Annotated in this window: 25 protein-coding genes; 12 read left to right on the plus strand and 13 right to left on the minus strand. The window is 54.5% G+C overall.

Translation table 11 applies throughout. The features are described from left to right. Positions 1-99 precede the first annotated feature (99 nt). Positions 100-567: a MarR family winged helix-turn-helix transcriptional regulator gene (locus Q0835_RS04605; RefSeq protein WP_298958799.1), complete on the plus strand. Its 468-nt coding sequence runs from the start codon at positions 100-102 to the stop codon at positions 565-567. 22 nt (positions 568-589) lie between these two features. Then, complete coding sequence (locus Q0835_RS04610) at positions 590-1243, plus strand: cysteine hydrolase (protein ID WP_298813870.1); 654 nt, start codon at positions 590-592, stop codon at positions 1241-1243. Between the two features lie 15 nt (positions 1244-1258). Here the strand turns inward: Q0835_RS04610 and Q0835_RS04615 are convergent, their stop codons facing one another. Then, the gene (locus tag Q0835_RS04615; protein WP_298813868.1) at positions 1259-1963 is read right to left on the minus strand and encodes a glutathione S-transferase family protein; all 705 of its coding nucleotides are present in this window, start codon (positions 1961-1963) and stop codon (positions 1259-1261) included. Positions 1964-2058: 95 nt separating this feature from the next. Here Q0835_RS04615 and Q0835_RS04620 point away from each other — a divergent pair, with 95 nt between their 5' ends. Both Q0835_RS04620 and tyrS read left to right on the plus strand, forming a co-directional pair. Continuing rightward, positions 2059-2511 carry a MarR family winged helix-turn-helix transcriptional regulator gene (locus Q0835_RS04620; protein ID WP_298958802.1) on the plus strand — a complete coding sequence of 151 codons (453 nt, stop codon included), beginning with the start codon at positions 2059-2061 and terminating at the stop codon, positions 2509-2511. Between the two features lie 222 nt (positions 2512-2733). Beyond that, entirely contained in the window at positions 2734-4011 is a 1278-nt protein-coding gene (gene tyrS / locus Q0835_RS04625; RefSeq protein ID WP_298958805.1) for a tyrosine--tRNA ligase, read from the plus strand. A 5-nt stretch (positions 4012-4016) separates the two neighbouring features. Here tyrS and Q0835_RS04630 read toward each other — a convergent pair whose 3' ends face one another. From Q0835_RS04630 to Q0835_RS04645, 4 genes are all read right to left on the minus strand, one after another. Then, positions 4017-4577 (minus strand): DUF4166 domain-containing protein, encoded by a 561-nt coding sequence (locus Q0835_RS04630; RefSeq protein ID WP_298958808.1) that lies wholly within the window; start codon positions 4575-4577, stop codon positions 4017-4019. A gap of 149 nt (positions 4578-4726) precedes the next feature. Beyond that, positions 4727-4936, minus strand: a complete 210-nt coding sequence (locus Q0835_RS04635) for a 4-oxalocrotonate tautomerase family protein (protein WP_298958811.1) — start codon at positions 4934-4936, stop codon at positions 4727-4729. A 3-nt stretch (positions 4937-4939) separates the two neighbouring features. Then, positions 4940-5326, minus strand: a complete 387-nt coding sequence (locus Q0835_RS04640; protein ID WP_298958818.1) for a nuclear transport factor 2 family protein — start codon at positions 5324-5326, stop codon at positions 4940-4942. After that, entirely contained in the window at positions 5323-5937 is a 615-nt protein-coding gene (locus Q0835_RS04645) for a glutathione binding-like protein (RefSeq protein WP_298958820.1), read from the minus strand. Before Q0835_RS04645 ends, Q0835_RS04640 begins: the two co-directional genes overlap by 4 nt. A 210-nt stretch (positions 5938-6147) precedes the next feature. Between Q0835_RS04645 and Q0835_RS04650 the strand changes: the two genes are divergently transcribed. Both Q0835_RS04650 and Q0835_RS04655 read left to right on the plus strand, forming a co-directional pair. After that, the gene (locus Q0835_RS04650) at positions 6148-6471 is read left to right on the plus strand and encodes a helix-turn-helix domain-containing protein (RefSeq protein ID WP_265680758.1); all 324 of its coding nucleotides are present in this window, start codon (positions 6148-6150) and stop codon (positions 6469-6471) included. Between the two features lie 15 nt (positions 6472-6486). After that, complete coding sequence (locus Q0835_RS04655; RefSeq protein WP_298958822.1) at positions 6487-7203, plus strand: alpha/beta fold hydrolase; 717 nt, start codon at positions 6487-6489, stop codon at positions 7201-7203. Here the strand turns inward: Q0835_RS04655 and Q0835_RS04660 are convergent. After that, the gene (locus Q0835_RS04660; RefSeq protein WP_298813849.1) at positions 7200-7811 is read right to left on the minus strand and encodes a TetR/AcrR family transcriptional regulator; all 612 of its coding nucleotides are present in this window, start codon (positions 7809-7811) and stop codon (positions 7200-7202) included. The genes Q0835_RS04655 and Q0835_RS04660 overlap by 4 nt on opposite strands. A 58-nt stretch (positions 7812-7869) precedes the next feature. Here Q0835_RS04660 and Q0835_RS04665 point away from each other — a divergent pair, with 58 nt between their 5' ends. Both Q0835_RS04665 and Q0835_RS04670 read left to right on the plus strand, forming a co-directional pair. Beyond that, entirely contained in the window at positions 7870-8337 is a 468-nt protein-coding gene (locus Q0835_RS04665) for a nuclear transport factor 2 family protein (RefSeq protein ID WP_298958824.1), read from the plus strand. Then, on the plus strand, positions 8327-9160 hold the full coding sequence (locus Q0835_RS04670; RefSeq protein ID WP_298958826.1) for an ergot alkaloid biosynthesis protein: 834 nt from the start codon (positions 8327-8329) through the stop codon (positions 9158-9160). Before Q0835_RS04665 ends, Q0835_RS04670 begins: the two co-directional genes overlap by 11 nt. Before the next feature lie 154 nt (positions 9161-9314). Here Q0835_RS04670 and Q0835_RS04675 read toward each other — a convergent pair whose 3' ends face one another. From Q0835_RS04675 to Q0835_RS04690, 4 genes are all read right to left on the minus strand, one after another. Next, the gene (locus Q0835_RS04675) at positions 9315-10454 is read right to left on the minus strand and encodes a site-specific DNA-methyltransferase (RefSeq protein ID WP_298813843.1); all 1140 of its coding nucleotides are present in this window, start codon (positions 10452-10454) and stop codon (positions 9315-9317) included. A gap of 143 nt (positions 10455-10597) precedes the next feature. Next, entirely contained in the window at positions 10598-11272 is a 675-nt protein-coding gene (locus Q0835_RS04680; RefSeq protein WP_298958828.1) for a DNA-3-methyladenine glycosylase I, read from the minus strand. A gap of 193 nt (positions 11273-11465) precedes the next feature. Next, positions 11466-12272, minus strand: coding sequence for an amino acid ABC transporter permease (locus tag Q0835_RS04685; RefSeq protein ID WP_298958831.1), 807 nt, complete (start codon positions 12270-12272; stop codon positions 11466-11468). Positions 12273-12420: 148 nt separating this feature from the next. Beyond that, the gene (locus Q0835_RS04690; protein WP_298813837.1) at positions 12421-13221 is read right to left on the minus strand and encodes a transporter substrate-binding domain-containing protein; all 801 of its coding nucleotides are present in this window, start codon (positions 13219-13221) and stop codon (positions 12421-12423) included. A 197-nt stretch (positions 13222-13418) separates the two neighbouring features. Between Q0835_RS04690 and Q0835_RS04695 the strand changes: the two genes are divergently transcribed. After that, entirely contained in the window at positions 13419-14930 is a 1512-nt protein-coding gene (locus Q0835_RS04695; protein ID WP_298813835.1) for an AMP nucleosidase, read from the plus strand. A 116-nt stretch (positions 14931-15046) separates the two neighbouring features. On the opposite strand, the gene bfr is transcribed toward Q0835_RS04695, so the two are convergent. The 3 genes from bfr to mutY form a co-directional block, all read right to left on the minus strand. Next, on the minus strand, positions 15047-15532 hold the full coding sequence (bfr, locus tag Q0835_RS04700; protein ID WP_298958834.1) for a bacterioferritin: 486 nt from the start codon (positions 15530-15532) through the stop codon (positions 15047-15049). Positions 15533-15755: 223 nt separating this feature from the next. Beyond that, on the minus strand, positions 15756-16238 hold the full coding sequence (locus tag Q0835_RS04705) for a fasciclin domain-containing protein (protein ID WP_298958839.1): 483 nt from the start codon (positions 16236-16238) through the stop codon (positions 15756-15758). A 307-nt stretch (positions 16239-16545) separates the two neighbouring features. After that, a complete protein-coding gene (gene mutY, locus Q0835_RS04710; RefSeq protein WP_298958841.1) occupies positions 16546-17613 on the minus strand; it encodes an A/G-specific adenine glycosylase in 1068 nt (355 codons plus the stop codon). Between the two features lie 205 nt (positions 17614-17818). Here mutY and Q0835_RS04715 point away from each other — a divergent pair, with 205 nt between their 5' ends. From Q0835_RS04715 to Q0835_RS04725, 3 genes are all read left to right on the plus strand, one after another. Next, the gene (locus Q0835_RS04715; protein WP_298813828.1) at positions 17819-18346 is read left to right on the plus strand and encodes a DciA family protein; all 528 of its coding nucleotides are present in this window, start codon (positions 17819-17821) and stop codon (positions 18344-18346) included. Positions 18347-18544: 198 nt separating this feature from the next. Beyond that, on the plus strand, positions 18545-19180 hold the full coding sequence (locus Q0835_RS04720) for a thioredoxin domain-containing protein (protein ID WP_298814055.1): 636 nt from the start codon (positions 18545-18547) through the stop codon (positions 19178-19180). An 87-nt stretch (positions 19181-19267) separates the two neighbouring features. Then, positions 19268-22726 carry an AAA family ATPase gene (locus Q0835_RS04725; RefSeq protein WP_298813826.1) on the plus strand — a complete coding sequence of 1153 codons (3459 nt, stop codon included), beginning with the start codon at positions 19268-19270 and terminating at the stop codon, positions 22724-22726. Positions 22727-22777 lie beyond the last annotated feature (51 nt).

The following is a 22777-nucleotide window of genomic DNA, read 5'->3' on the forward strand; positions in this document are numbered from 1 at the left end:
GCGAGAACCCCGGCGCTTTGCCGGGGTTTTTGTTTGTTCAATTTTCCTTGTTGACAATACATATGTCAAAATGACAATATTATTGTCAAAGAGAGTTTCATGGATAAATCAATCGAACTTTATGAGATCATCCGTTTGATCCGACCGGTGCATCGGCGCCTTGCACGCGCCGTGGAGGCAAAGCTTCAGGGGACGGATGTGACCGTGGGAATGCGTGCCGTTTTGGAAGTGCTTCAGGAGGCGGGTCCGCTTTCGGTGCCCGAAGTTGCCAGAACGCTTTTCCTCGCCCGCCAACAAATCCAGTTGTTGATGTATGCGCTGGAAGATCAACACCTGGTGGAGCGAAAACCCAATCCGGCGCACAAGCGCTCACCGCTTTTCTTACTGACCGAGGCGGGTGAAACGGTGTTTGGCGACATCCGCACAAGGGAGAATGGTGAGATCGATGAGGTCTGCGAACTGTTCTCCGCACAGGATCTTCAATCCACCCAGCGGGTTCTGTGTGCCATGCTCGATCATTTCGCCGAGTTCGAAGACGATCCGGATCAGCCGAAAGCGCTTGAATGAAACGACATCAAGGAGGTCAATCATGTCCTTAGTATTGAGTATCGTCGGGTTGGTGATCCTGGGTCTTCTGGGGCTCTTTCTCTATATTGCCTATTTCGTCCGCAAGCTTGGAACGCCGACCAAAGGGGCCAAGATCGACAATAGTGTTCGGCCGAACGAAGCGCTGGTCGTTATTGATGTGCAGGAAGACTTTACCCGCAACACCGGTAAGAACGCATTCGATCCGAGTGTGCGCGACGCCGCTCTTGATGAAATCAACAGGATGATTTCTGCCGCGCGGAAAGCTGGTCACGACGTGGTTTTTGTCAGGAACGTCTTTCGTGACTGGCCCATCATCCAGTTGATGAAGCTTGTCGCCGGAGGCATAGGAACGCCAGGACGGGAAGAGTTGAAGTTCGACCGCAAGCTTGAAATTCGTGATTCTTCCGTCTTTGAAAAATCGATCGGTGACACGTTTTCGAGCCCGGATTTCGAGAACTTTCTTGCAAAGCGGGACATCGGCCGCTTGACGCTTGTCGGTCTCGATGCTTGCCATTGTGTCCAGTTAACGGCCAAGGGAGCACTGTCTCGAGGATATGAAGTTGAAATCCGCGAGCCGGCAATATTGACCGCGACGCCGGCCAAATGGCCATCTCTGAAGCAAGACCTCACCAGGGCCGGAGCCGCGATCGCCTGAATTACGGGCTGCAAGTCAGTGTTTTGCTGTTGCCGATGCTGCAATGTCAGACTGTTTCAAGAGGTAGGATAGCCAACTGTCGCGTCTGCGCAGGAATGCTCTGAGGTCCTCCTGATAGGTTTCGGCAACGGCGGTCACCACCGAGGGGCGCTTGGCCAGATGCTGTCGCCATTTCTCAGTATTCTCCAATCCATCCAAAACCTTCAGGTCCACGAAGTCATCAAGCACATCGAAATATCTGAAAACCGGCGCAAAGGCCGCGTCGACGAGCGAAAAGGGGTCGCCTGCAAAGAAGGGGCCCTCGGGATCAATTTGTTCTTCCAGATGGCAGAAATTCAGTCTTAACGCTGCCTTCGCTGCTTCGAAATCCTGCTTGTGTTTCGCGTTGTAAAGCGAGCCGATGCCGTTCAGGACTTGCGAGGCAAATTCGACATAGGCCCGATGTCTGGCGCGTTCGACAGGCTGGTCCGGGTGAAGTCTGCCCGGTTGGGTTTCGTCCAGATATTCGACGATTGGCGCGGATTCAAAGAGGTAACGCCCTTCTCCGGTCTTGAGCAAAGGCACCTTTCCAAGAGGCGAAGCCTTTTGAAACCATTCAGGTTTGTCTGCCAGATCGATGTAAATCCGGTCGAACGGAGCGGATTTTTCAGAAAGAACAATGGCCGCCCGTTGAACATAGGGGCAAAGGGTATGGCTGATGAGAGTTTGAACTTCGCTCATGTGATACTCCAATTTTATGCAGTTGCATCTAGTTAGATGCATTTGCATGAAAAATCAAGATTGATGCATCTGCATTAAAAAGGCAATGTCAGTCCATGACCGAGAAATCAGAAGAATTGCCGGACGAAATGGCGATAAACGCGTGGGCGCGGCTACACCGTATAAGCAACATTGCTCTTGAGCGCGTCGAAGACAGATTGAAGAAATCGGGTCTACCGCCTCTTGCCTGGTACGACGTACTGCTTGAACTGCGGCGGGCAAAGGGACAGGGATTGCGTCTGATTGAGATTGAAAAACGCACCTTGCTTGCCCAGTACAACGCCTCACGGCTTGTCGATAGGATTGTCGCAGCTGGCCATGCGGAAAAGCGGAAAGCGCAGGAGGATGGGCGTGGCGTCCTGGTCTATCTGACGTCATCAGGGGGAAGACTGCTTGATGAAATGTGGCCGACTTACCGCACTGCGATCAAAGAAGATTTCGCCGACCGATTGACCGAAAGGGACATCGAAACGCTCTTCAAGATCCTTGCAAAACTTTTGCCCGACTGAGACGGTTAGCGGATAAGCCACTTGACTCATCCTTCGTCATCTTGCATCAAGCTCCCATGATCAAGACCAGCGCATCCTTTGTGTATTTTTATTACGTCACCGACATACCGGCGGCTGCGTAGGATCTTGCTCACAACATAGACACCTCAAAAGCCGCCGCGTCGGGCGGCTTTTTGGTTTCTAGGACCCAAGCTTCCTGGCGGGGGAACCGGGAAGCGAACCATGACCAAACATATGATCGAAGCCGGGAAACCTGCTTCAAAACTCAAATCGGAAGCGCTCGCTGTGCTTCTTGAGCGTGGGCTCGTGCATCAGTGCACGGACATCGAAGCCCTCGACAACACCCTGTCGCAGGGGGCTATTACCGCATACGCCGGTTTCGATGCGACGGCAGCCAGCCTCCATGTCGGACATTTGATGCCGCTCATGACGATGCGTTGGCTGCAAAAGCTCGGACATCGTCCGATCGTCGTTCTTGGCGGGGGCACAAGCCTGGTTGGAGATCCGAGCTTCCGCAAGGACGCAAGACCGATGCTGGAAGAACGCCAGATCGCCGCAAACATTGCCTCCATCAGGCGCTCGGTCGAACGGCTGGTCGACATGGATGGACCGGATGGGGCTCTGTTGGTCGACAATGCGGAGTGGCTGAACGAATTTCGCTTCCTCGAATTCCTCCGCGATTATGGCTCCCAGTTCACCGTCAACCGGATGATGACGTTCGATAGCGTCAAGTCTCGCCTTGAGGCACAAATGCCGCTGACGGTTCTGGAGTTCTGCTACATGATGCTGCAGGCCGTTGATTTTCTGGAGCTTTCCAAACGTCACGAGTGCCGTCTTCAGGTCGGAGGATCCGATCAGTGGGGAAACATCGTCAATGGTGTTGAGTTAGGTCGTCGCGACGGCCGCAAGCTTCATGGACTGACGGTACCGCTTCTGACAACGGCAGGTGGGTCCAAGATGGGCAAGACTGCGGCCGGTGCCGTCTGGCTGCATCCTGAACACCTGTCGCCTTTCGGGTTCTGGCAATTCTGGCGCAACACGGCAGATGCCGATGTCGGCAAATTCCTGCGTCTCTTCACTGAACTGCCGATCAAGGAAGTCGAGCGTTTGTCAGAGTTGCAGGGCGCTGAGTTGAACGAAGCAAAGAAGATACTTGCCACGCAGGTAACGACCATTGTTCACGGTCCGGAGGAAGCGCTGAGTGCTCTGCGGCAGGGGGATGCGCTCTTCGCGGGTGAAGGCGACATTCTTGAGCCGACCCACAAGTTGCCGCTCGCCCGATTGGCCGAGGGCCTCGGCCTTTTGGAACTGGTCGTCGCCCTGGGGTTTGCCGGCTCGAACGGCGAGGCCAGACGGTTGGTCGAAGGAGGAGCCGTGCGTCTCAACAATCATATTATTGACGATGCGCGCCGTCGTATCGGCACGGGTGATCTGGGCGCAAATGAGCGCTTGTCCCTTTCGGTCGGCAAACGACGCAAGGCTCTGGTGGAGTTTGAATGACCTGTTCAGGCTTTCCTGGTTTCGTCCAGAAGCACGGAGGGCTCAAGCCAGCCCGAATAGCCAAAGACCTTCCCGACAATTGGGAAGGTCACCTCGACGAAAAACGAGTACTTTCCGTTTTTGACCCGCTCACGGCCAATCGCCTTGGGGGAAAGCCACAGGGGAATGGAAAGTGGTCCGAGATAGACTTTCTCCGGTGTCAGGTCGACACCGTCTGGTGTCGCGATGACGCGCATTTTGAACAAGAACGGCCCAAGACGTTCTTCCATGCAGGGAAAATTGTCTCGCGTGCCAACCATCATATCTGTTTGAAACGGTTGTTTGCCAAAAACGCGCGTCCACCTTTCACCTCTTTCTATGGGGGCAAAGCGTGTTTCAACGGCGACGCCCTTCCGTGCCTCCGGGAGCCTCGCGAGATAGCAGATCAGTCCGGCAACCAGCGAGCGGCCGCGTGTCACATCAGCAGAACCGGTCGCCACACGGGCAAAGCTGTGCATCCTTCGGATTTCGGGAGGTACCTGATCGAAGTCGGCACCAAGAATTGTCTGGTAGAGCGTGCGGGTCATTGTCTTGATTTTGACAGCAATAGAGCTTCTTGATTGAGGTGCTGAATTGCTACAGCTTTGGAGCGATCTTTGCCAGGCCTGTCTCGGATTAGGTGTCTCCTTCTGTTCGCAATTGGCAATGAAGCCGGAACAGATCCGGCTTCATTGACTTAACGTTGCGTTTGCCTTGCGCGGTACTCTTCAACGGGCAGGCCGCCAATGCCCCAGTTTTCCATCTCGACTTCCTCAATCACCACGAAGGTCGTCGAGGGGCTTTTGCCGAGAATGTTGACCAGCAGGTCTGTTGCGCCCTTGATGAGTTCAGCCTTCTGATCAGGCGAAACTCCCTCGCGAGTGACTTGAATATTGACATAGGGCATCGATCATTCGGCTCCTTCTTCCCGGACTTTGATTTGAAATATTTTGGCCATGATCTTCCATGTGCCCTGGTCTCGAACGAGGGTTAGTAGATCCACGAAATCCTTGTCGCCGATGGTACAGCGAACTCGCGCGAAGGCGGTATTTTCTCCGGCGAGCTGGATTTCGTCCACGGAATCATTGCGCTCTTCGCCGCGCGATGCCGGCGACTGTCGCCGTGCGACCACAGGGACGTAGTCGCTCATGGTCCTGTAGAGCAGGGGTGTTTCGTCCGCAGTTGCGTAGATTGCCTTTGAGTGAAACACCTTTTGCAGCAGCACGGTGTCGCAAAAGTAGAGCGCATCGAAATAATCGGAAAGAACGGATTTGATGGGGCTGGTGGCGTCGCTCATGCTGCAAGGCCTTCTTCTTCAAACGTCCTTTGCGCAGCTGGCCGGGCTTTGATCCGCGCAACATAGTCCTGTGTCGCCGGCCAATCGGTCAGGGGAACGCCGATGAAGTTGCTCCAGTTCAAGATGACAAAGGCATAGGCGTCGACGACCGAGAACGCATCGCCCAACAGGTAGCGGCCACTACCGACTAACAGACTGTCAAAATCCGAAATCTTGACTTTCAGTTTTCTCAGGTTTTCCCGTGTCTCCGCTTCTGAAAAGTCCTTGCCGGAAAAGTAGGGGCTGAAGGCCTTGTGCAGTTCTGAGGACAGGAAGCTCAAGAGTTCCAGCTGCCGAAAGCGGTCCAGAGGATTTCCGGCACTGTCTGATGAGAGTTCCGGAAAATTTTCTCCGATCCAATGAAGAACGGAAACATTCTCGGTCAGCACATAGCCGTTTTCGAATTCCAGGGCAGGCACATAGCCCCGAGGGTTGGTCTCGGAAAAGGAAGCGCCGCTTTGCGTCAGGCCAGCCTCTGTGTCGACCTTTTCAAGACTGTAGTTTGCATTGGCTTCATTCAGCAGCAGGTGTGCAGCCATGGAACAGGCACCGGGCTTGTAAAAGAGTTTCATGTTTCAGGTTTCCATTTGAGGTTTCGATGGCCTGAAGGTGTGGAATTTGATATCTGTTGACAAGTAGGTAACTACTGGTAACTTGCATTATCGAGTTACCGCCGGGAAACCTGATTTCGCCGCCGTGACCTGGAAACCCCGACAAGTGAAAGACGCGTTATGCCGTTGAAAATGCGCAAGAATAAGAGCCCCAGCCCACCTGAACCCTGTATGCTGACTGAGTGCATGCAAGTGATTGCCGGGGCTTGGGCGCCGAACGTGATCTGGAGCCTGCGTGCGGGACCAAGACGCTTCAACGAGCTGAAAAGTGATATTCCTCCAGTCTCTTCCAAGGTCTTGTCTGCACGCTTGTCGGAACTGGAAAGCCGGGGTGTTTTGCTCCGCCACGTGCGCCCGACGTCACCGCCGTCCGTCGAATATGAGCTGACCGACCTGGGTCTGGAGCTCATTCCAGCTCTTGAAGCGATTGTGCAGGTGGGGCACAAACTCAAGCAGTTGCAGGGGTATCAGTTTGAGCAAGACGCGGCCGAATAGACCCAGGATAACCATATGACTTCCAGAACATATGTTTTTGTGCACGGCGTTTGGCATGGTGGTTGGTGCTGGTCACGCGTTGCGGACATTCTGCGCAAGCGCGGTCACAGCGTCAGTACGCCAACCCACACAGGTCTGGGTGAAAGAGCGCATCTATTGTCAGCGGACATAACCATCCAGACCTTTGTTGAGGATATTGTCGCGCATCTTCAGTTCGAGGACATAAGAGACGTTGTCCTGGTCGGTCACAGTTTCGGAGGAATCCCGATTACCGGCGTTGCCGATCTCCTTCCGGACCGCATCGCAAAACTGGTTTATCTTGACGCGATCATGCTGAATTCGGGTGAAACCTGGATGGATCTATTGCCTGAGGATATGGCGCGCGACCGAACGGAATTGGCCAGACAAACCAGTGGAGGTCTGAGCCTGCCTCCCGCACCTCCCGAGAGTTTTGGTGTCACACACCCGCAGGACGTGGCTTTTCTCCAATCCAGGCTGACCCCGCATCCGTTTCGAACCTTCACAACCGCGCTGAAACTCAACAATCCGATCGGCAACGGCATTCCAGCCGCATATATCGAGTGTACTGATCCGCCATATCGACCCGCGAAGGTTGCCTTGGAACGGGCTAAAGGCTTCGGATGGCCTGTGGTCCAGATTGCATCCGGCCACGATGCGATGGTGATAGAGCCTTTGGCGTTGGCGGATATTCTGGAGAATGATCTGCCCTAGGCTTCCCGGAGCGCAGCCGCCAGCATACTTGCCTGCGTCTGCAGCACAGTCCTGCTTGCATTTTGCCCTCTGACGATCATTCTCCAGTAGAGGGGAGCCGGCAAGGTATCCAAAATCAGGTCCCGATCGACAGTTTGACCAAGCTCGCCCCGCAACACGGCCCGGTCGATCAGATCTTGAAATCGCGCGCGCCGTTCTGCGGCAAGATGATCGAGCACGGAAGTGATCTCGCCTCCGCGAGCGCGCTCTGCTTCCAGGTCAGGCAGGATTTTTCTTACAAGCGGATGTCTCAAGACCCGTCTGAGATTTACAAGAAATGCCTGAACGTCTTCCTGCAACGATCCGCAATCCGGAGTTTCCACCAAGGGAACCGCGGTTTCCTTGATTGCATCGCTACAAAACGAGAGCTTTGACGGCCAACGTCTATAGATAGCCGCCTTTCCGGCCTGCGCCCGCGAGGCGACCCTTTCCAGGCTGATGGCCGCGTATCCTCTTTCCGCCCATTCTTCGAACAACGCTCTGTAGAGGGCCTGCGTCAGTTCAGGCCTTTTCAACGCTGCGCCGGCAGGTTTTCGAGGTTTTTTTTCGTCGATACGGTTGCGTTCCATCGAAACTCTCCTAAATAGGATGAGACGGTAGCGTTCCGACGTTGAAAGGTAAAGTCAGATGACTACGCAACAACCTCAATTGACAGACTTCGCAGCCCTGTTGCGCAAGGCACTCGGTGATGCGCTCAATCCGGGTTCAGAAACGCTTCTCGATATGGTCTGTGAAGAAATCGTTTTTGAATTCCCCTATGCACCAGAAGGCGCAATTCGAAGACTGGATGGCAAGGCGGCGCTTGCGCGATATCTGCCGCGGGTTGGCAAGCTCGTGTCATTGCACACTCTGATCTTACATCAGGTGACCGCCACTGCGGACAAATCGCGATTTGTTGTTGAGTTCAGTTGCACCGGAGAAAGCAATGTGACCGACGCCGGATACGATCAGGACTACATTTCGGTGATCGAACTGAAAGACGGATTGATCAGCTCATACAAGGACTATTGGAATCCACTTGTGGTTTTGGCCGCAGCTGGAAGCACAGAGTCGCTTCGTCAGATTTTGCAGAACGAGGCACAAGATGAGCGCTGAGTATCTTGTGACGGGTGGCACCGGGAAAACCGGCAGGCGGATCGTCAAGCGCCTGCAGGAAAGTGGCCTTGCGGTTCGTGTGGGAACGCGAAAGCCCGAAGAGACGAACCACGTGTTGCATGACTGGGAAAACCATGACGGTTTCACTGCCGCATTGGCTGGGGTCACTGGCGTCTATCTACTGGCACCGACTGACCGCGCAGATCATCTCAAGGTCATGAAGCCGTTCATTGATCTGGCTCTTGCAAAAGGTGTGCGCCGATTTGTGCTGTTGAGTGCGTCATCACTCCCGTCAGGCGGGCCAATGATGGGGCAGGTGCACGACTATTTGCAAAAAGTAGCGCCGGAATGGTGTGTCCTCCGACCGACGTGGTTCATGCAGAACTTTTCAGAACAACAACACCTGAGAACCATCCGCGAGAATGATGAAATTTATTCTGCGACGGCTGAAGGACGTGTTCCGTTCATCGATACGGACGATATCGCTGAAGCCGCTTTTGCTGCACTCACCGCGAGTTCTGCCGTGAACAGTGATGTGTTGCTAACGGGTCCCGAAGCGCTTTCCTATGAAGATGTGGCCAGGATCCTCTCATCTGAGACCGGGCGAGAAATTCGTTATGTCGAGCAAAGTGAAAAGCAGATGATCGATCGCTTTACCGGTTTGGGAATGCCTCGCAACTACGCCGAGATACTGGCTGGAATGGACGTCAGCATCTCACAAGGCAGCGAAAACAGAGTGACCGATGAAGTTCAGAATTTAACCGGTACCCAACCTCGCACGTTTGATGAGTTTGCACACGTTAATCGACAGTCCTGGATCTGAGTGTTGCAAATTGGGGGCGCCTGATCCGGGCAAAGGTTTGCGACCGGTGCAAAAAAATTCGGCACGCACAAAAAGAAAAACCCGCCCTCATTTCTGGAGGGCGGGGAAGTGGGATCCCGCGGGGAACGCGAAGTCTCTTCTGCTTTTTTATTCGTCAGGCCTGCAGCCTCGATCTGATTTCCTTGCGGAGGTCGTCAATCGGGGCTTTTCGAGTGCCTTTTATTGTATGCCAGAACGTCCAGCCATTGCAGGCTTCCTGGCCTTGGACCAGGGCACCCACTTTGTGGATGGATCCGGTGTGATCTCCGGACTTGAGCGAGCCGTCTGCCCGCACGATCGCCAGATGCTTGCCTTTGGAACAGGTCAGTTCAGTGCCCGGTTGCAGGAGGCCGTTTTCGAGAAGGGTCCCGAAAGGAATGCGCTTCAGGGCACGTTTGCCCTGCTGCATTTCCAAAGCACTCGCGTCACCCGTCTCAATGGCATCGATGCGCTCCATCGCGGCATCGATGTAGTCCTGTTCGCGTTCAACACCGACAAAGTTGCGGCCAAGTTTCTTGGCAACAGCGCCTGTGGTGCCGGTGCCGAAAAACGGGTCGAGCACAACATCGTCCGGTTTTGAAGAGGCGGTCAGAACCCGATAGAGCAGCGCCTCCGGTTTCTGGGTCGGATGTACTTTCTGGCCGTCGGCACCTTTCAAGCGCTCCGCACCGGTGCAGAGCGGCAAGTGCCAGTCTGAGCGCATCTGGAGGTCTTCGTTGAAGACTTTCAATGCATCATAGTTGAACGTCGGCTTGGCATCCTTGGACCTGACCGCCCAGATCATCGTCTCGTGGGCATTGGTGAACCGCTTGCCGCGAAAGTTCGGCATTGGGTTGGATTTCAGCCAGACAATATCATTCATGATCCAGAAGCCGAGATCCTGCAGGATCGCGCCGACACGGAAGATGTTGTGGTAAGAGCCGATTACATAAAGCGAACCGTCAGGTTTCATCACCCGGCGAACCGCCAGAAGCCAAGCTCTGGTGAAGGCATCATAGGCCTCGAAGCTCTCGAACTGATCCCAATGATCGTCGCACGCATCCACCTTGGACTGATCCGGCCGGTGCAGATCGCCACCCAGCTGGAGATTGTAGGGTGGGTCGGCAAAGACCAGGTCGACAGACCGGGACGGCAGCTTCTCAAGGGCGGCTACGCAGTCGCCCTTCAGGATCGTGTTCAGCCAGGAAGCGGATGCTTCCGTTGAATTTGTTAGATGGGGTGCCGCGGAGGACACCCCGGTACTCAGTACACTCATTGCGACGCAATACCTCACGCAATTTCGAGTGTCATGGTTACCGGGTTTGGTAAATCAGCGGTTAAACAATCAAAACAAAAATTCTTATTGAATCAATGCTTTGTTTACAATCGTAAAAGTTAAATGAGAAGTTAATGGCCGCTTCAGACCGAAAAGGCCAGAATTCTGCTGATTTCATTCATGCTACGACCGGAAGTTGCCTTCCATTCGTTAAAGGCAACCTGTGCGGCATTTAGATTTTTTTTCGACATGCGGTCATTCTCAATGACATTTTCACGGATAAGGGCATTAACCACATCACCTGTGAGGATGAAACTTTCCTTGCCCAGGAAGCGCAGGGCGATTTGCCCCGTACTTCCTCCCAGGCGGCTGCCGCGCTTCTTGATCGTCTCCATCAACCCGACTTGATCGCTTGGCGGATATTGAGCAAAGAACCTGGATGCGCTCCCGTGTTCGGTGGCAAGATCCTTCAGGAAGATGGCGTTGTGCTGTACTGATTTGATCTTGGCAGCATTTCGGACAATACGAGCGTCCTTCATAAGGGCTTCATAAGCCTCGTCCGGCAAGAAGGCGAGGCGGGCGACATCGAAGCCATCGAAAGCCTCTTCGAAACCCGGCCATTTCTGGTCGATGACCTTCCAGCTGAAACCTGCCTGAAATACGCATTTTGTGAACATGGAGAGCCAGCGGTCATCACCAAGCTGCTCAAGTTCTTGTTCGGATTTGGGTTGATTGTGCTCACTCAGGAGCTTCTTCAAATTGTCCGGGCCGCCCTTTTTTTCCTCTGTCAGCGCTACAATTTCGTCAAAGGAACGCATTCTGTTCTCCCCCCGCTACAGCATATTTCTCAAGCCAGACTAAGATTCCACAGAACCGAACGTTGGCAAAGCGGGGTATGCGGTTTCGAACCTGACCCTGCTGAATGTCGATGAAGGTATCGTCTTCAGAATGAGCAAGAGCTGGAACTAGACAACAAGTTCAGAACCAGTTGCCGTGATCGCTATATGAGACTTACCGCTCTCCGACAGTGCGTGTGCGCTCAAAACGGCGCAAAGCCAGTGAAAGGGTTATGGTCATCATCAGGTAGATCAAGGCAACGATATTGTAAGTTTCGAAATACCGGAAAGAACCGGCGGCATAGACCTTGCCGAGCTGGGTGATGTCGGCAACGCCGAGAACGGAAACCAGCGAACTGTCCTTGATCATGGCGACAAAATCGTTTCCGAGCGGTGGCAGAATTGTTTTCAGCGCCTGTGGGAACACGATCAATCGAAACCTGAGCCACCGGTTCATGCCAAGCGCCTCGGCCGCCTCGATCTGTCCCTTGTCGACTGCCTGAATGCCAGCCCTGAAAACTTCGGCGATAAAAGCGGAATAACCGATGGTAAGCGCCAGGACAGCGCGCCACAAAAGGGGGAAGTCGCGCGTGCGCAGGGGGTCCTGGCCTAATGGTTCCAGCACCGCATTGACGAGTGCTATCAGGAGCGGGGTCCCGACAAAGGCGATATAAAGCAACAACACGATGATCGGCAATCCACGCACGATCTCGACATAAAATCGCGCCACTTGCCTGAGGATCAGGGAAGAGGACAATGAGGCCAGCGCCAAAAGAAGACCAAGCACAGACGCCAGGAAGAAACCGACAAGCGTGACGAAGATCGTCAGGCCGATCCCGCGAGAAACCGTTGCCATTACCTGGCTGTAGATATCGTCCGTTGCGATTTGTATCAGCAGGAAAACCGCTATGCCGCAAGCGGCCACCAACCAGTATGGGAAGTCCTGTTTTGAGGCGCCGGTCTGTTTGGATTTGCGGAACATGGCTCGGTCTTTGTTTGGATTTGGGAGATGTGCCACCGGCCAGGAAAGATTGACAAGTCAGCGGATAAAAAACAGCCGGCACCGGAAAACTCTCCCCGATGCCGGCCCAACGGCGGCGTCTCTGAACGATCAGAGAGCGAACAAAGTGCTATTGCCCCACTTTGTAGTCAAAGAACCACTTCGTGTTGAGCGCATCAATGGTTCCATCGCTGCGCATGCTGGCAATTGCTGCATTGAAGGGGCCAACGAGTTCGGACCCTTTCGGGAAGATGAAGCCGAAGTCCTCTGTTCCCATCGGATCGCCGATCAGTTTGAACGTGTCCGGGTTGGCTGCGACATAGCCTTGTCCGCCGGTGCTGTCTGTCAGAACGAGATCGACATCACCGATCTTGAGTGCCTGAACGGCGGCGCCGAATGTTTCAAAGAGTTTGATCCGGGGATTGGCCTCGTCTCCGTCCAGTACGTCATAAACAGTCACGTAAAACGGTGTTGTGCCTGGTTGTGCTCCGGCCAGAAAATCGTTGTTGGCAGCAAAACTTTTCGGATCGGTGAAGCGGTCTTCGTCTTCTCTTACCAGCATGAACATTTCGGAGCGCATGTAAGGATCTGAGAAATCCACTTGCTGTGCTCGATCTTCACGAATGGTGATGCCGTTCATGGCGAGATCATATTCACCAGCGCTGATCGCAGGGATCATGGCGTCCCAACTGGTGTTTTGAAAGGTGACTTTCATGTTCAGACGTTTGGCGATCTCGGCAATTGCGTCATATTCCCAACCGATTGCATCGCCAGACTTGGGATCAACGAACTGGAGAGGCGGGTAGGTGTTTTCCGACGCTATGACGACTTCCTTGCCGCCGAGGTCGGGAAGACTATCGGCAAGGGCTGCGAAACCGGTGCCAACCACCACCGAGGCTGCAAGCGCAAAAGAAACTATGGACCGTTGCATGGGAAACTCCTTGTAAAAATTCATGATGACAATACCGGCTTCGCATCGTCGGGAAAAGTGCATCAGATTTGCCTTGAACTATAAGCGCAGAATTTTTCTCTCTGCGAAAAAAAATTCAAAAACAGATGCTGGATCTATTGACCAGGGCATGAGTTGGCAGGACTGTGTGGCCCATAACAACAATAAGGAGACGGTTTATGTCCAACAGTATCAGCAAGAATTTGCAACCCGAAGTCCGGCGCGTTCGGCTGGCACCCTCGCACCCGCTAGAGGTCTTCACCGATGCCGGCAAGGCGGTCGACAGGCTGATTGAAATCTTTGAAGACAACACTGCATTCTTGCGATCCCAATTTCAAAATCTTCTTGAAGGCAAGGAAATCACTGAACGCGTACGAGCGTATTATCCGCAAGTGCGGATCGTGACCGACAGCCATATACGTCTCGACAGTCGCCTTTCTTACGGTTTTGTCTCCGGGCCGGGGACCCACGCCTCAACCATCACACGGCCGGATCTTTTTCGAAATTATTTGTGTACGCAGCTTTCGCTTCTGATGAAGAACCACGATGTGCCAATTCAGGTTGGCGACAGTGAAATGCCGATCCCGCTGCATTTTGCCTTCTACGATGGAACGCATGTGGAGGGCGGCGCGGCAGCGGCCAATCTGGATCGTCCGCTGGCGGACATATTCGACTTGCCTGATTTGACCGTGATGGACGATTCCATCGCCAATGGCACTTATGAGCCGAGTGACGGGATCATGCCGCTTGCGTCCTTCACGGCGCCGCGTGTTGACTATTCATTGCACCGCCTCCAGCACTATACGGCAACCGCAGCTGAACACTTTCAGAACTATGTTCTTTTCACGAACTATCAGTTCTATATCGACGAATTTTGCCGCATGTCCCAGGAACTCCTGGCAAATCCGGATAGCGGATACGAGGCCTTTGTATCACCGGGAAATCTGGTAACCAGGGCTGGAGACTGCGAGCCCTGCAGCGGTACTGAACCTGCAAAGCTGCCGCAGATGCCGGCCTATCATCTGAAGCGGGCCGATGGCAGCGGCATCACAATGATCAACATTGGCGTCGGCCCGTCCAATGCCAAAACCATTACAGATCATGTCGCCGTCCTGCGGCCGCATGTCTGGCTGATGCTTGGCCACTGTGCCGGTCTCAGAAACAGCCAGACGCTCGGCGATTATGTGCTTGCACATGGTTATGTGCGAGACGACAACGTCCTCAATCAGGATTTGCCGGTTTGGGTGCCGATCCCACCTCTTGCGGAAGTCCAGGTTGCGCTTGAGGATGCGGTTGCCGAGATTACCGGCATTGATGGTTATGACCTCAAACGTGTTATGCGAACCGGCACAGTTGTGTCACTGGACAACAGGAACTGGGAACTCTGGGATCAGCCCGAACTTGTCAAAAGGTTCTCACAGTCCAGGGCGATTGCGCTTGATATGGAATCGGCGACAATTGCGGCCAATGGCTTTCGTTTCCGGGTTCCCTACGGAACGCTTTTGTGTATCTCGGACAAACCCTTGCATGGTGAGCTGAAGTTGCCGGGCATGGCTACCGATTTCTATAAGCGGCAAGTTGCCCAGCATCTGGAAATCGGCATCAGGGCGATGGAAAAGATGCGCGACATGACGGCCGAGCGACTCCATTCCCGCAAACTCAGAAGTTTTGCAGAGACAGCTTTCCAGTAGGTAGCGAAAGGTTCAAAGGACCAGCTCGGCATATGACCGGACTGGCTGGTCGAAAAAAGTTTCAAAAATGAACTAAAACAACGGCCACGCGATATCAACGCGTGGCCGAATTTGCGTTACTCGGCTTCGTCTGCAGGAACGGCATTCAACATGCCGTAGCGCTCGACCCCGATTTTTTCCAGCAGGTCCAGCTGAGTTTCCAGAAAGTCGATGTGACCTTCTTCATCTGAAAGAAGTTCTTCGAACAGCTGCATGGAGACATAGTCACCTTCGTCTCGGCAGATGTCGCGCGACTTGGAATATGAAGTGCGAGCGTCGTATTCGCCCGCCAGATCGGATTCCAGGACTTCCTTGATATTCTGCCCAATCCGCAGAGGCGCAACCTTCTGCATGTTGGGGTGGCCTTCAAGAAAGATAATACGATCCGTGATTTTGTCGGCGTGCTGCATTTCTTCAATGCTTTCCTCACGCTCTTTCTTGGCCAGCCGCGCAAAACCCCAATCGGCAAGGAGGCGGTAGTGCAGCCAGTACTGATTGATCGCGCCGAGCTCCAGAAACAGAGCCTCATTCAAACGCTCGATGACCTTCTCATTTCCCTTCATGGGATGCCTCCTGTAATTGAATCTTGGCGCACTTTAGAATTATTCTAGGGTGCGTGTCCAGACAATCAAAGCTTGAATTCGGAATAAAATGACGCATCCCGAGTTTATGAGTGGAATTGCATCTCCGGTAAAGTGAGACCAACACCTCGAACCGCCGAAAATCAAAAACAAAGCGCGGTCTTTGAAAAGACCGCGCTTTGTTTTCTTGGACCTTAAAACTGGATTACGACTTCGGCATGATAACCGTGTCGATGACGTGGATGACGCCATTTGAGGTTTCAATGTCTGCAGTCACGACGTTGGCGTTGTCGACTTTTACGCCGTCGGTTGCGTCAACGGAGATCTCGCTGCCTTCAACGGAAGCAACTTCGGCTTTCTTGCCGGCGATATCGGATGACATCACTTTGCCCGGGACAACGTGGTAGGTGAGGATCGCAACGAGCTGGTCTTTGTTTTCCGGCTTGAGCAGGGTCTCAACTGTGCCTTCAGGCAGCTTGGCGAATGCTTCATCTGTAGGTGCGAAGACGGTGAACGGACCTTCGCCTTTCAATGTGTCAACGAGACCGGCTGCTTGAACTGCAGCGACCAAGGTGCCGAAGGAACCTGCGTCGACTGCGGTGTCAACAATGTCCTTCTGACCGGCATTGGCAGCAGATAGCGGCAGGACGAGAAGTAGAGCAAAGACCAGTTTCTGAACGAATTTCATGACGCACTCCCATGGTTTCACAAAGACACAGCTGTCCCGTTCCCGGACATTTCTTTTTCCGAGATTTTTCAGGTGCTTGATCGAATTCTGTGTCGGTCTTGGTACGACGGCCAATGCACATTGGATGAGGAAAAAATCAGGACGAATTTATCCATGTTTTTTGTTGATCCAGAAGTGGTCGTAAAACGTGGGCGCTCTCGGTTTGGTTGTGGGTGGTGCGACGCTGCCTGCCCAGGGGCATTTGATAACGCCACCTGTGACGGGGCAAAAGGGTGCAGTTTGCCGGGCGCGAGCTGGCGCGTGAGAATTACGAAAGGGCTGCTGCCAGCACTTTGCGCATAACAGTGGGGAGCGCTTCTGTTTCAAGCGCGTCGGGTTCGGACCACCAACTGGCTTCAAGCTCAGGCATAGTGTCACCGAAAAGGTCGGTGCGGAAAACTGTGAGGCGCAAATGAAAATGAGTGAACGTGTGTTTGACCTCGGTTGGCCGCTTTCGCCAGTTTGCCGCGAAGGGAACATCTTCCAGGGCCGAGTCGGCTTCAAACTGCTCAGTCCAGTGTGTGCCGGGCACTTCGGTCATACCACCAAGCAGACCGCTTGGAGGCCGCCGGCGTAGCAATACTGCGCCGTTACCAGAATTGACAGCAACGAATGCCGCGCCAAATCGGGTCGGTTTTTGCTTCTTGGGGGCCTTTAGCGGCAACGTTTCAGCAATTTCGGTTCCCTGGACCTTGCAAATTGAAGTCCATGGGCAAAGCGCGCAGGCTGGTCGTCTCGGTGTACAGATAGTGGCGCCAAGGTCCATTACGGCTTGAGCGAAGTCTCCTGGGCGTACAACGGGTGTCAATTCACCCATCCGGGCTTTTACAAGAGGTTTGGCATCGGGCAGCGGCGTTTCAAGCCGGTCCAGCCTCGTTATGACGCGTTCAACATTGCCGTCGACTACAGCCGCGTGTCTGTCAAAGGCAATAGTTGCGATTGCCGCCGCGGTGTAGGGCCCGATTCCAGGCAGTTTCAGAAGTTCCGCCTCGCTCGCGGGAAATCGCCCATCCAGCTGGTTGGCGACAGTGTTTGCACATTTTTTGAGGTTGCGGGCACGGGAATAATAGCCAAGACCGGCCCAGGCCTTCATCACATCTTCCTCGCTTGCAGCAGCGAGGTGCTCTACGGTCGGCCAGATTTTGACGAACTTTTCGAAGTAGTCCTTCACGGCCGCAACTGTGGTCTGCTGCAGCATTATTTCCGATAGCCAGACGCGATAGGGGTCTGGAACTTCACCAACAGCGCGGTCCTGCGGTGAAACTCTCCAGGGGAGGCGCCGTGCATGGCGATCATACCAGTCGAGCAAGGTTGAGGCAGGAGAAGCAGATGTCATGATATCACTTGGGCTAACAAGGCATTTTCACAGATTGAACCTTTGGAAAGCCTGGGGACAACTTTGGCGGTAAACATCCGTGAATTGGATTGCACCAAGTATTCGTCGTCATTTTGTCGTATTCTATTGGAACACTTCATCCCAGACCCCAAGCTGAGTTTTGAAATCTGATTTCATCAGCTTGGTGAGGAGGTATGTCATTCGCGTGGTAAAGGCAATCGCTCACCACAAGCCCAAAGGGGCTAAACCGCTTGCCGATCTTGTCGGCAAGGCGATGACGCCTGCCTGCAGAAAGCGAGGGTTTGCGTCTGTCGATATTGTGGCCGCGTGGGCAGATATCGTTGGAGAACGGTATGGTGGCAGGGTTCAGCCGGATCGCCTGATCTGGCCAAGAAGGCCGGACCTCAGCGACCCCGAAAGACCGCCGGAACCGGCGATACTTGTCGTCCACACTGATGGGGCGACTGCCCTGATGCTGTCCCATGACAGTGCGCAATTGATCGAGCGCATCAACACCTTCTATGGCTGGGCAGCCGTTGGCCGCCTCAAGATTCTGCAACGACCGGTTCAAGTCAGGCGGCAAGAACAGCCCAGGCGACTTCGCGACCTGACGCAATCGGAGGAAAAGCGGCTGGAGGAGCGCCTTGAAGGGGTTGAAAACGACCGTTTGCGGCAGGCACTCAAGAAGCTCGGCGCTCAGGTGATCGCCCGAAACCCGGACAAGGCTGCTTGAGATTTAAGGCTCGTTTGTGGGCGAAATCCCTCATTTCACGGCGATTTGCGATAACAACACTGTGATGCAAGCGCTTGTTACGTCCTCTCTCTTGCCACATTTGATAAGCCTTGTTGACGCGGAGTGCTCGAAGGGGCACATGAGATGTTGGAACAGGCACTTGCGAGTGCCGCTTTGACTTTTGACAGGACAATGTTCGTGACCCAGAACCGTAGACAGTTTCTAAAAACCACTGCCTTGGCGACAGCCGCATTCGGCCTGGCCGGCAGTCTTCCGGCCCTTGCACAGTCCGTCGATGTGGACGAACTCATGAAACCCGGTCCATTGGGTGAAAAGGCTCTGGGTGACGAAAACGCACCGGTGACCATCATCGAATATGCGTCCATGACCTGTGGTCATTGTGCAAGTTTCCACAAGCGCACCTGGCCGGACCTGAAAAAGGAATATATCGAGACTGGAAAAGTCCGTTTCGTATTCCGTGAATTCCCGCTGGATCCGGTCGCTGCGGCGGCCTTCATGCTGGCCCGCTGTGCGCCTCAGGACAAATATTTCGAGATTGTGGATACCCTGTTTGAAAACCAGAGATCATGGGCTTTCACCGACAATCCGTACCAATCTATGCTCGATTTTTCGAAACAGATCGGATTTACACAAGAGTCCTTTGAGGAATGCTTGACAAACCAGGGCTTGCTTGACGCAGTTAACGCTGTGAAAGACCGTGGTGCAAACGAGTTCGGTGTAAACTCCACGCCAACGTTCTTCATCAATGGCGAAAGAGTGTCCGGGGCACTGTCGATTGAAGAAATGGGCAAACTTATCGAGGAAAACCTCTAAGCCGGCTTTCAAACAGCCGAAGGCGAAAGCCTGCCTTGATCTGATCGTGTTTGCATCGGCGCCTACTCCTGAGGAGTGTTGGCGCCGATGAAGTTTTCGAAACTCCGTATCGTCGGTTTCAAGTCCTTCGTCGAACCGATGGAATTCATCATCGGGAATGGCCTGACCGGCGTGGTTGGGCCTAATGGTTGCGGTAAGTCCAATCTGGTGGAGGCGCTCCGCTGGGTGATGGGCGAGAACTCCTACAAGAATATGCGTGCGTCCGGAATGGACGACGTCATTTTCTCAGGAAGTTTGAACAGGCCTGCGCGCAACACCGCTGAAGTCACACTGTTTCTGGAAAACCCGGATCGCACGGCTCCAACGGCTTTCAACGACGCGGATCTGCTTGAAGTCAGCCGGCGGATCGAGCGCGAGCAGGGCTCCAACTACAAGATCAATGCAAAAGACGTGCGTGCACGTGATGTACAGCTGCTGTTTGCCGATGCTTCAACGGGTGCAAGATCACCTGCAATGGTTCGTCAGGGCCAGATTGGTGAACTGATCGCCGCCAAGCCGACATCGCGTCGGCAGATTCTTGAGGAAGCGGCTGGCATTTCCGGGCTTCACTCACGTCGGCATGAAGCCGAGATTCGTCTGAGAGCGGCAGAGCAGAACCTTGAACGGCTTGAGGACGTTCTGGTTCAGATCGATGGTCAGCTCGACAATCTCCGTCGGCAGTCGCGTCAGGCGACGAGGTACCGCAACCTTTCTTCCGAAATCAGGTCTGCCGAAGCCTCGATCCTCTACATTCGATGGACCGAATCCCGCGATGCTCTTGCAACGGCCGAAAGCCATTTCGCTGAAGCGCAGAAGCAGGTCAATGAAGCAACGGCCCTTCAAGCCGAGAGCGCGCGCGTTCAGGCAATAGCGGCTCACAAACTGCCGGAACTCAGAGATGAGGCCGCCAGGGCCGGAGCTGCCCTGCAGCGTCTTGTCCTTGCACGGAATGAACTGGATGCAGAAGAGCGGCGGGTGAAAGAGCGTCTGCAGGATCTTGAACGCAGACTGGTCCAACTGGCTGAGGATATTCGCCGCGAACAGAGTATGGTTTCTGAGAACGATGAAGTTCTTGAGCGTTTGGGCGAAGAAAGAGCAGAGCTTCTTGAAGAAAACGAGCTTGTTCAGGAGCGCACGGAAACTGCCCGCGAGAAGGTTGCCGAGGCCGAAAGCTCCGTTCAAGAGCTTGAAGCCGGCCTTTCAGACCTGACGGCCGCTGAGGCACGTGCACGTGCGGAGCGGCAACAGCTGGAAAGAGCTGTCGCAGATAGCCGCCAGCGTTCCGATCGCTTGCTCGCGCAAGCTCAGGATGCGCAGCAAACCTTGCAAGAACTCGATGCTCAAATGGCCGAGAAGGACGGAGTTTCAGAAAATCGCGAGGCGCTTGAACTCGCTGAGGAAACACTGGTCGAAGCTGAGACGGCAGTGGAGGAAGCTGAAGCCTCAACCCGCGCAGCACGTGAAGGCGAACAGGCCGCACGTGGCCCGTTGGGTGAAGCGCAACAATTGCTGCAGGGGCTGGAAACGGAGGCGCGTACTCTTGAGCAGGTACTGAATGTTCATTCCGAACAGGATCACACACCTGTTGTCGAACAGATCCAGGTTGAACAGGGTTTTGAAACCGCACTCGGCGCCGCACTTGGTGAGGATCTGGACGCAACCCTGGAAGAAGCGGCTGCTGTAAAATGGGGCCAAACCCTGTCAGGGGAAGGTGATCCGCCGCTGCCTGATGGTGCGCGTCCATTGTCTGCACTTGTTGTTGCACCGGTGGAGTTAAGTCGCCGCCTGGCGCAGATAGGCATTGTGTCTCAGGAAGAAGGGCCGCGGCTCCGCGCCGCGCTCAAACCCGGACAGCGGCTGGTCTCCGCAGAAGGCGATCTTTGGCGTTGGGATGGATTTGTCATTGCAGCCAACGCTCCGACACCGGCTGCACAAAGACTTGCCCAGAAAAACCGGATAGCGGAGCTGGCGGACGAGATTGAGGCTGCAAGACGGTTGGTTGGGCAGCACCAAGGGGCACTCGAAGAAGCGGTAAATGCGATTCGTCAGACCGTGGAGCTTGAACAGGCTGCGAAAGGCAAGGTTCGGGATGGACAGCGCCTTGCGGCGGCTGCGCGGGAAGCCCTGGTTGCGGCAGAACGGGCAACCTCGCAACTGGCGGCCAGACGGGAAGCTGCCCAGGAGAGAGCCGAACGCCTTGGCGAGGAAGCCGAGATGGCGCGGGAGCAGGCCATAGAGGCCGAAGAGCGGTATGAGGCCGCGCCTGAGAGCTCCAGCTATCGAGAGCGCATTGATGAGCTGCAAGCGAAGGTCAGCGCTGCCCGGAGCGCTTTGGCGGAGGCGCGCGCCGTTTCCGAAGGGCTAACGCGTGAACAGCAGATGCGCGACAGGCGTCTTGAATCGATCGCCCGCGAATATGATGGCTGGAAAACCCGGGCTGCCAATGCCACGAGGCAGATTTCCACTCTGACCGAGCGGCGCGAAGAGGCCGAAGAAGAACGGGCGGAGCTCATTGAAGCGCCGGAGGATATCGAACTCAAACGTCGTGAATTGTTTTCCGCAATTGCCAATGCGGAAGAGGTCAAGAAGGCAAAGGATGACCGCCTCTCCCAGGCAGAACTCGACCTGTCGGACGTCGACCGGGCGGCAAAGGTCGCAATGGAGGCAATGGCGGGCGCAAGGGAAGAAAAAATCCGCGCCGAAGAGCGATTGGAGGCAGCGCGCGAACGCAAAGGCAATCTTGAACGCAGGATTGATGAAGATCTCGAAGTCACAGTTGCGGCCTTGCCGGAAATTGCGGGTCTGAAAGAGGGAGCTCCCTTGCCGGATCCCGAAGCGATGGAACGCAAACTGGAGCGGCTGAAGGCCGAGCGTGAGCGTTTGGGTGGTGTCAACCTGCGGGCGGAAGAAGAACTCAAGGAAATCGACGAACAGAAAAACACACTGACATCTGAGCGTGACGATCTGATCGAGGCGATTCGCCGTCTGCGCACCGGCATATCAAATCTAAACCGCGAGGCGCGCGAACGTTTGCTTGCTTCATTTGAAGTCGTCAATGGGCATTTCCAGCGTCTTTTTACCCATCTGTTTGGCGGTGGCACCGCAGAACTTCAACTCGTGGACAGCGATGATCCGCTTGAAGCTGGGCTCGAAATTGTCGCACGCCCGCCGGGCAAGAAGCCTCAGACGATGACTTTGCTGTCCGGCGGTGAGCAGGCGCTAACTGCTATGTCCCTGATTTTCGCCGTTTTTCTGACGAATCCGGCTCCGATCTGTGTTCTCGACGAGGTTGATGCTCCGCTCGATGATGCCAATGTCGAGCGTTACTGCGATCTTCTGGACGAGATGTGCGCGAGCACGGAAACCCGTTTTGTTGTGATCACCCACAACCCGATCACCATGGCACGCATGAACAGGCTGTTCGGCGTGACCATGGCCGAAAGAGGTGTGTCGCAACTGGTATCCGTTGATCTCGAGACAGCCGAAAGGTTTCGCGAAACCGGCTAAGGCCTTGGCGGCAAAAGGTCTGTTCACCTGCCGGGCATTTCAACTGCCTGA

This window comes from uncultured Roseibium sp. (assembly GCF_947499295.1).
Classification (GTDB): Bacteria; Pseudomonadota; Alphaproteobacteria; order Rhizobiales; family Stappiaceae; genus Roseibium.

What these genes read in the sequence shown, in the direction of transcription:
- Q0835_RS04675 (WP_298813843.1), bottom strand. Translation starts at nt 10,454, where the DNA reads ATGAGTGTACTGAGTACCGGGGTGTCCTCCGCGGCACCCCATCTAACA.
- Q0835_RS04685 (WP_298958831.1), bottom strand. Translation starts at nt 12,272, where the DNA reads ATGTTCCGCAAATCCAAACAGACCGGCGCCTCAAAACAGGACTTCCCA.
- Q0835_RS04680 (WP_298958828.1), bottom strand. Translation starts at nt 11,272, where the DNA reads ATGCGTTCCTTTGACGAAATTGTAGCGCTGACAGAGGAAAAAAAGGGC.
- Q0835_RS04635 (WP_298958811.1), bottom strand. Translation starts at nt 4,936, where the DNA reads ATGCCCTATGTCAATATTCAAGTCACTCGCGAGGGAGTTTCGCCTGAT.
- Q0835_RS04620 (WP_298958802.1), top strand. Translation starts at nt 2,059, where the DNA reads ATGACCGAGAAATCAGAAGAATTGCCGGACGAAATGGCGATAAACGCG.
- Q0835_RS04695 (WP_298813835.1), top strand. Translation starts at nt 13,419, where the DNA reads ATGTCCAACAGTATCAGCAAGAATTTGCAACCCGAAGTCCGGCGCGTT.
- Q0835_RS04645 (WP_298958820.1), bottom strand. Translation starts at nt 5,937, where the DNA reads ATGAAACTCTTTTACAAGCCCGGTGCCTGTTCCATGGCTGCACACCTG.
- Q0835_RS04705 (WP_298958839.1), bottom strand. Translation starts at nt 16,238, where the DNA reads ATGAAATTCGTTCAGAAACTGGTCTTTGCTCTACTTCTCGTCCTGCCG.
- Q0835_RS04670 (WP_298958826.1), top strand. Translation starts at nt 8,327, where the DNA reads ATGAGCGCTGAGTATCTTGTGACGGGTGGCACCGGGAAAACCGGCAGG.
- Q0835_RS04610 (WP_298813870.1), top strand. Translation starts at nt 590, where the DNA reads ATGTCCTTAGTATTGAGTATCGTCGGGTTGGTGATCCTGGGTCTTCTG.
- Q0835_RS04640 (WP_298958818.1), bottom strand. Translation starts at nt 5,326, where the DNA reads ATGAGCGACGCCACCAGCCCCATCAAATCCGTTCTTTCCGATTATTTC.
- Q0835_RS04605 (WP_298958799.1), top strand. Translation starts at nt 100, where the DNA reads ATGGATAAATCAATCGAACTTTATGAGATCATCCGTTTGATCCGACCG.
- Q0835_RS04630 (WP_298958808.1), bottom strand. Translation starts at nt 4,577, where the DNA reads ATGACCCGCACGCTCTACCAGACAATTCTTGGTGCCGACTTCGATCAG.
- Q0835_RS04615 (WP_298813868.1), bottom strand. Translation starts at nt 1,963, where the DNA reads ATGAGCGAAGTTCAAACTCTCATCAGCCATACCCTTTGCCCCTATGTT.
- Q0835_RS04725 (WP_298813826.1), top strand. Translation starts at nt 19,268, where the DNA reads ATGAAGTTTTCGAAACTCCGTATCGTCGGTTTCAAGTCCTTCGTCGAA.
- Q0835_RS04655 (WP_298958822.1), top strand. Translation starts at nt 6,487, where the DNA reads ATGACTTCCAGAACATATGTTTTTGTGCACGGCGTTTGGCATGGTGGT.
- Q0835_RS04650 (WP_265680758.1), top strand. Translation starts at nt 6,148, where the DNA reads ATGCTGACTGAGTGCATGCAAGTGATTGCCGGGGCTTGGGCGCCGAAC.
- mutY (WP_298958841.1), bottom strand. Translation starts at nt 17,613, where the DNA reads ATGACATCTGCTTCTCCTGCCTCAACCTTGCTCGACTGGTATGATCGC.
- tyrS (WP_298958805.1), top strand. Translation starts at nt 2,734, where the DNA reads ATGACCAAACATATGATCGAAGCCGGGAAACCTGCTTCAAAACTCAAA.
- Q0835_RS04665 (WP_298958824.1), top strand. Translation starts at nt 7,870, where the DNA reads ATGACTACGCAACAACCTCAATTGACAGACTTCGCAGCCCTGTTGCGC.
- Q0835_RS04690 (WP_298813837.1), bottom strand. Translation starts at nt 13,221, where the DNA reads ATGCAACGGTCCATAGTTTCTTTTGCGCTTGCAGCCTCGGTGGTGGTT.
- Q0835_RS04660 (WP_298813849.1), bottom strand. Translation starts at nt 7,811, where the DNA reads ATGGAACGCAACCGTATCGACGAAAAAAAACCTCGAAAACCTGCCGGC.
- bfr (WP_298958834.1), bottom strand. Translation starts at nt 15,532, where the DNA reads ATGAAGGGAAATGAGAAGGTCATCGAGCGTTTGAATGAGGCTCTGTTT.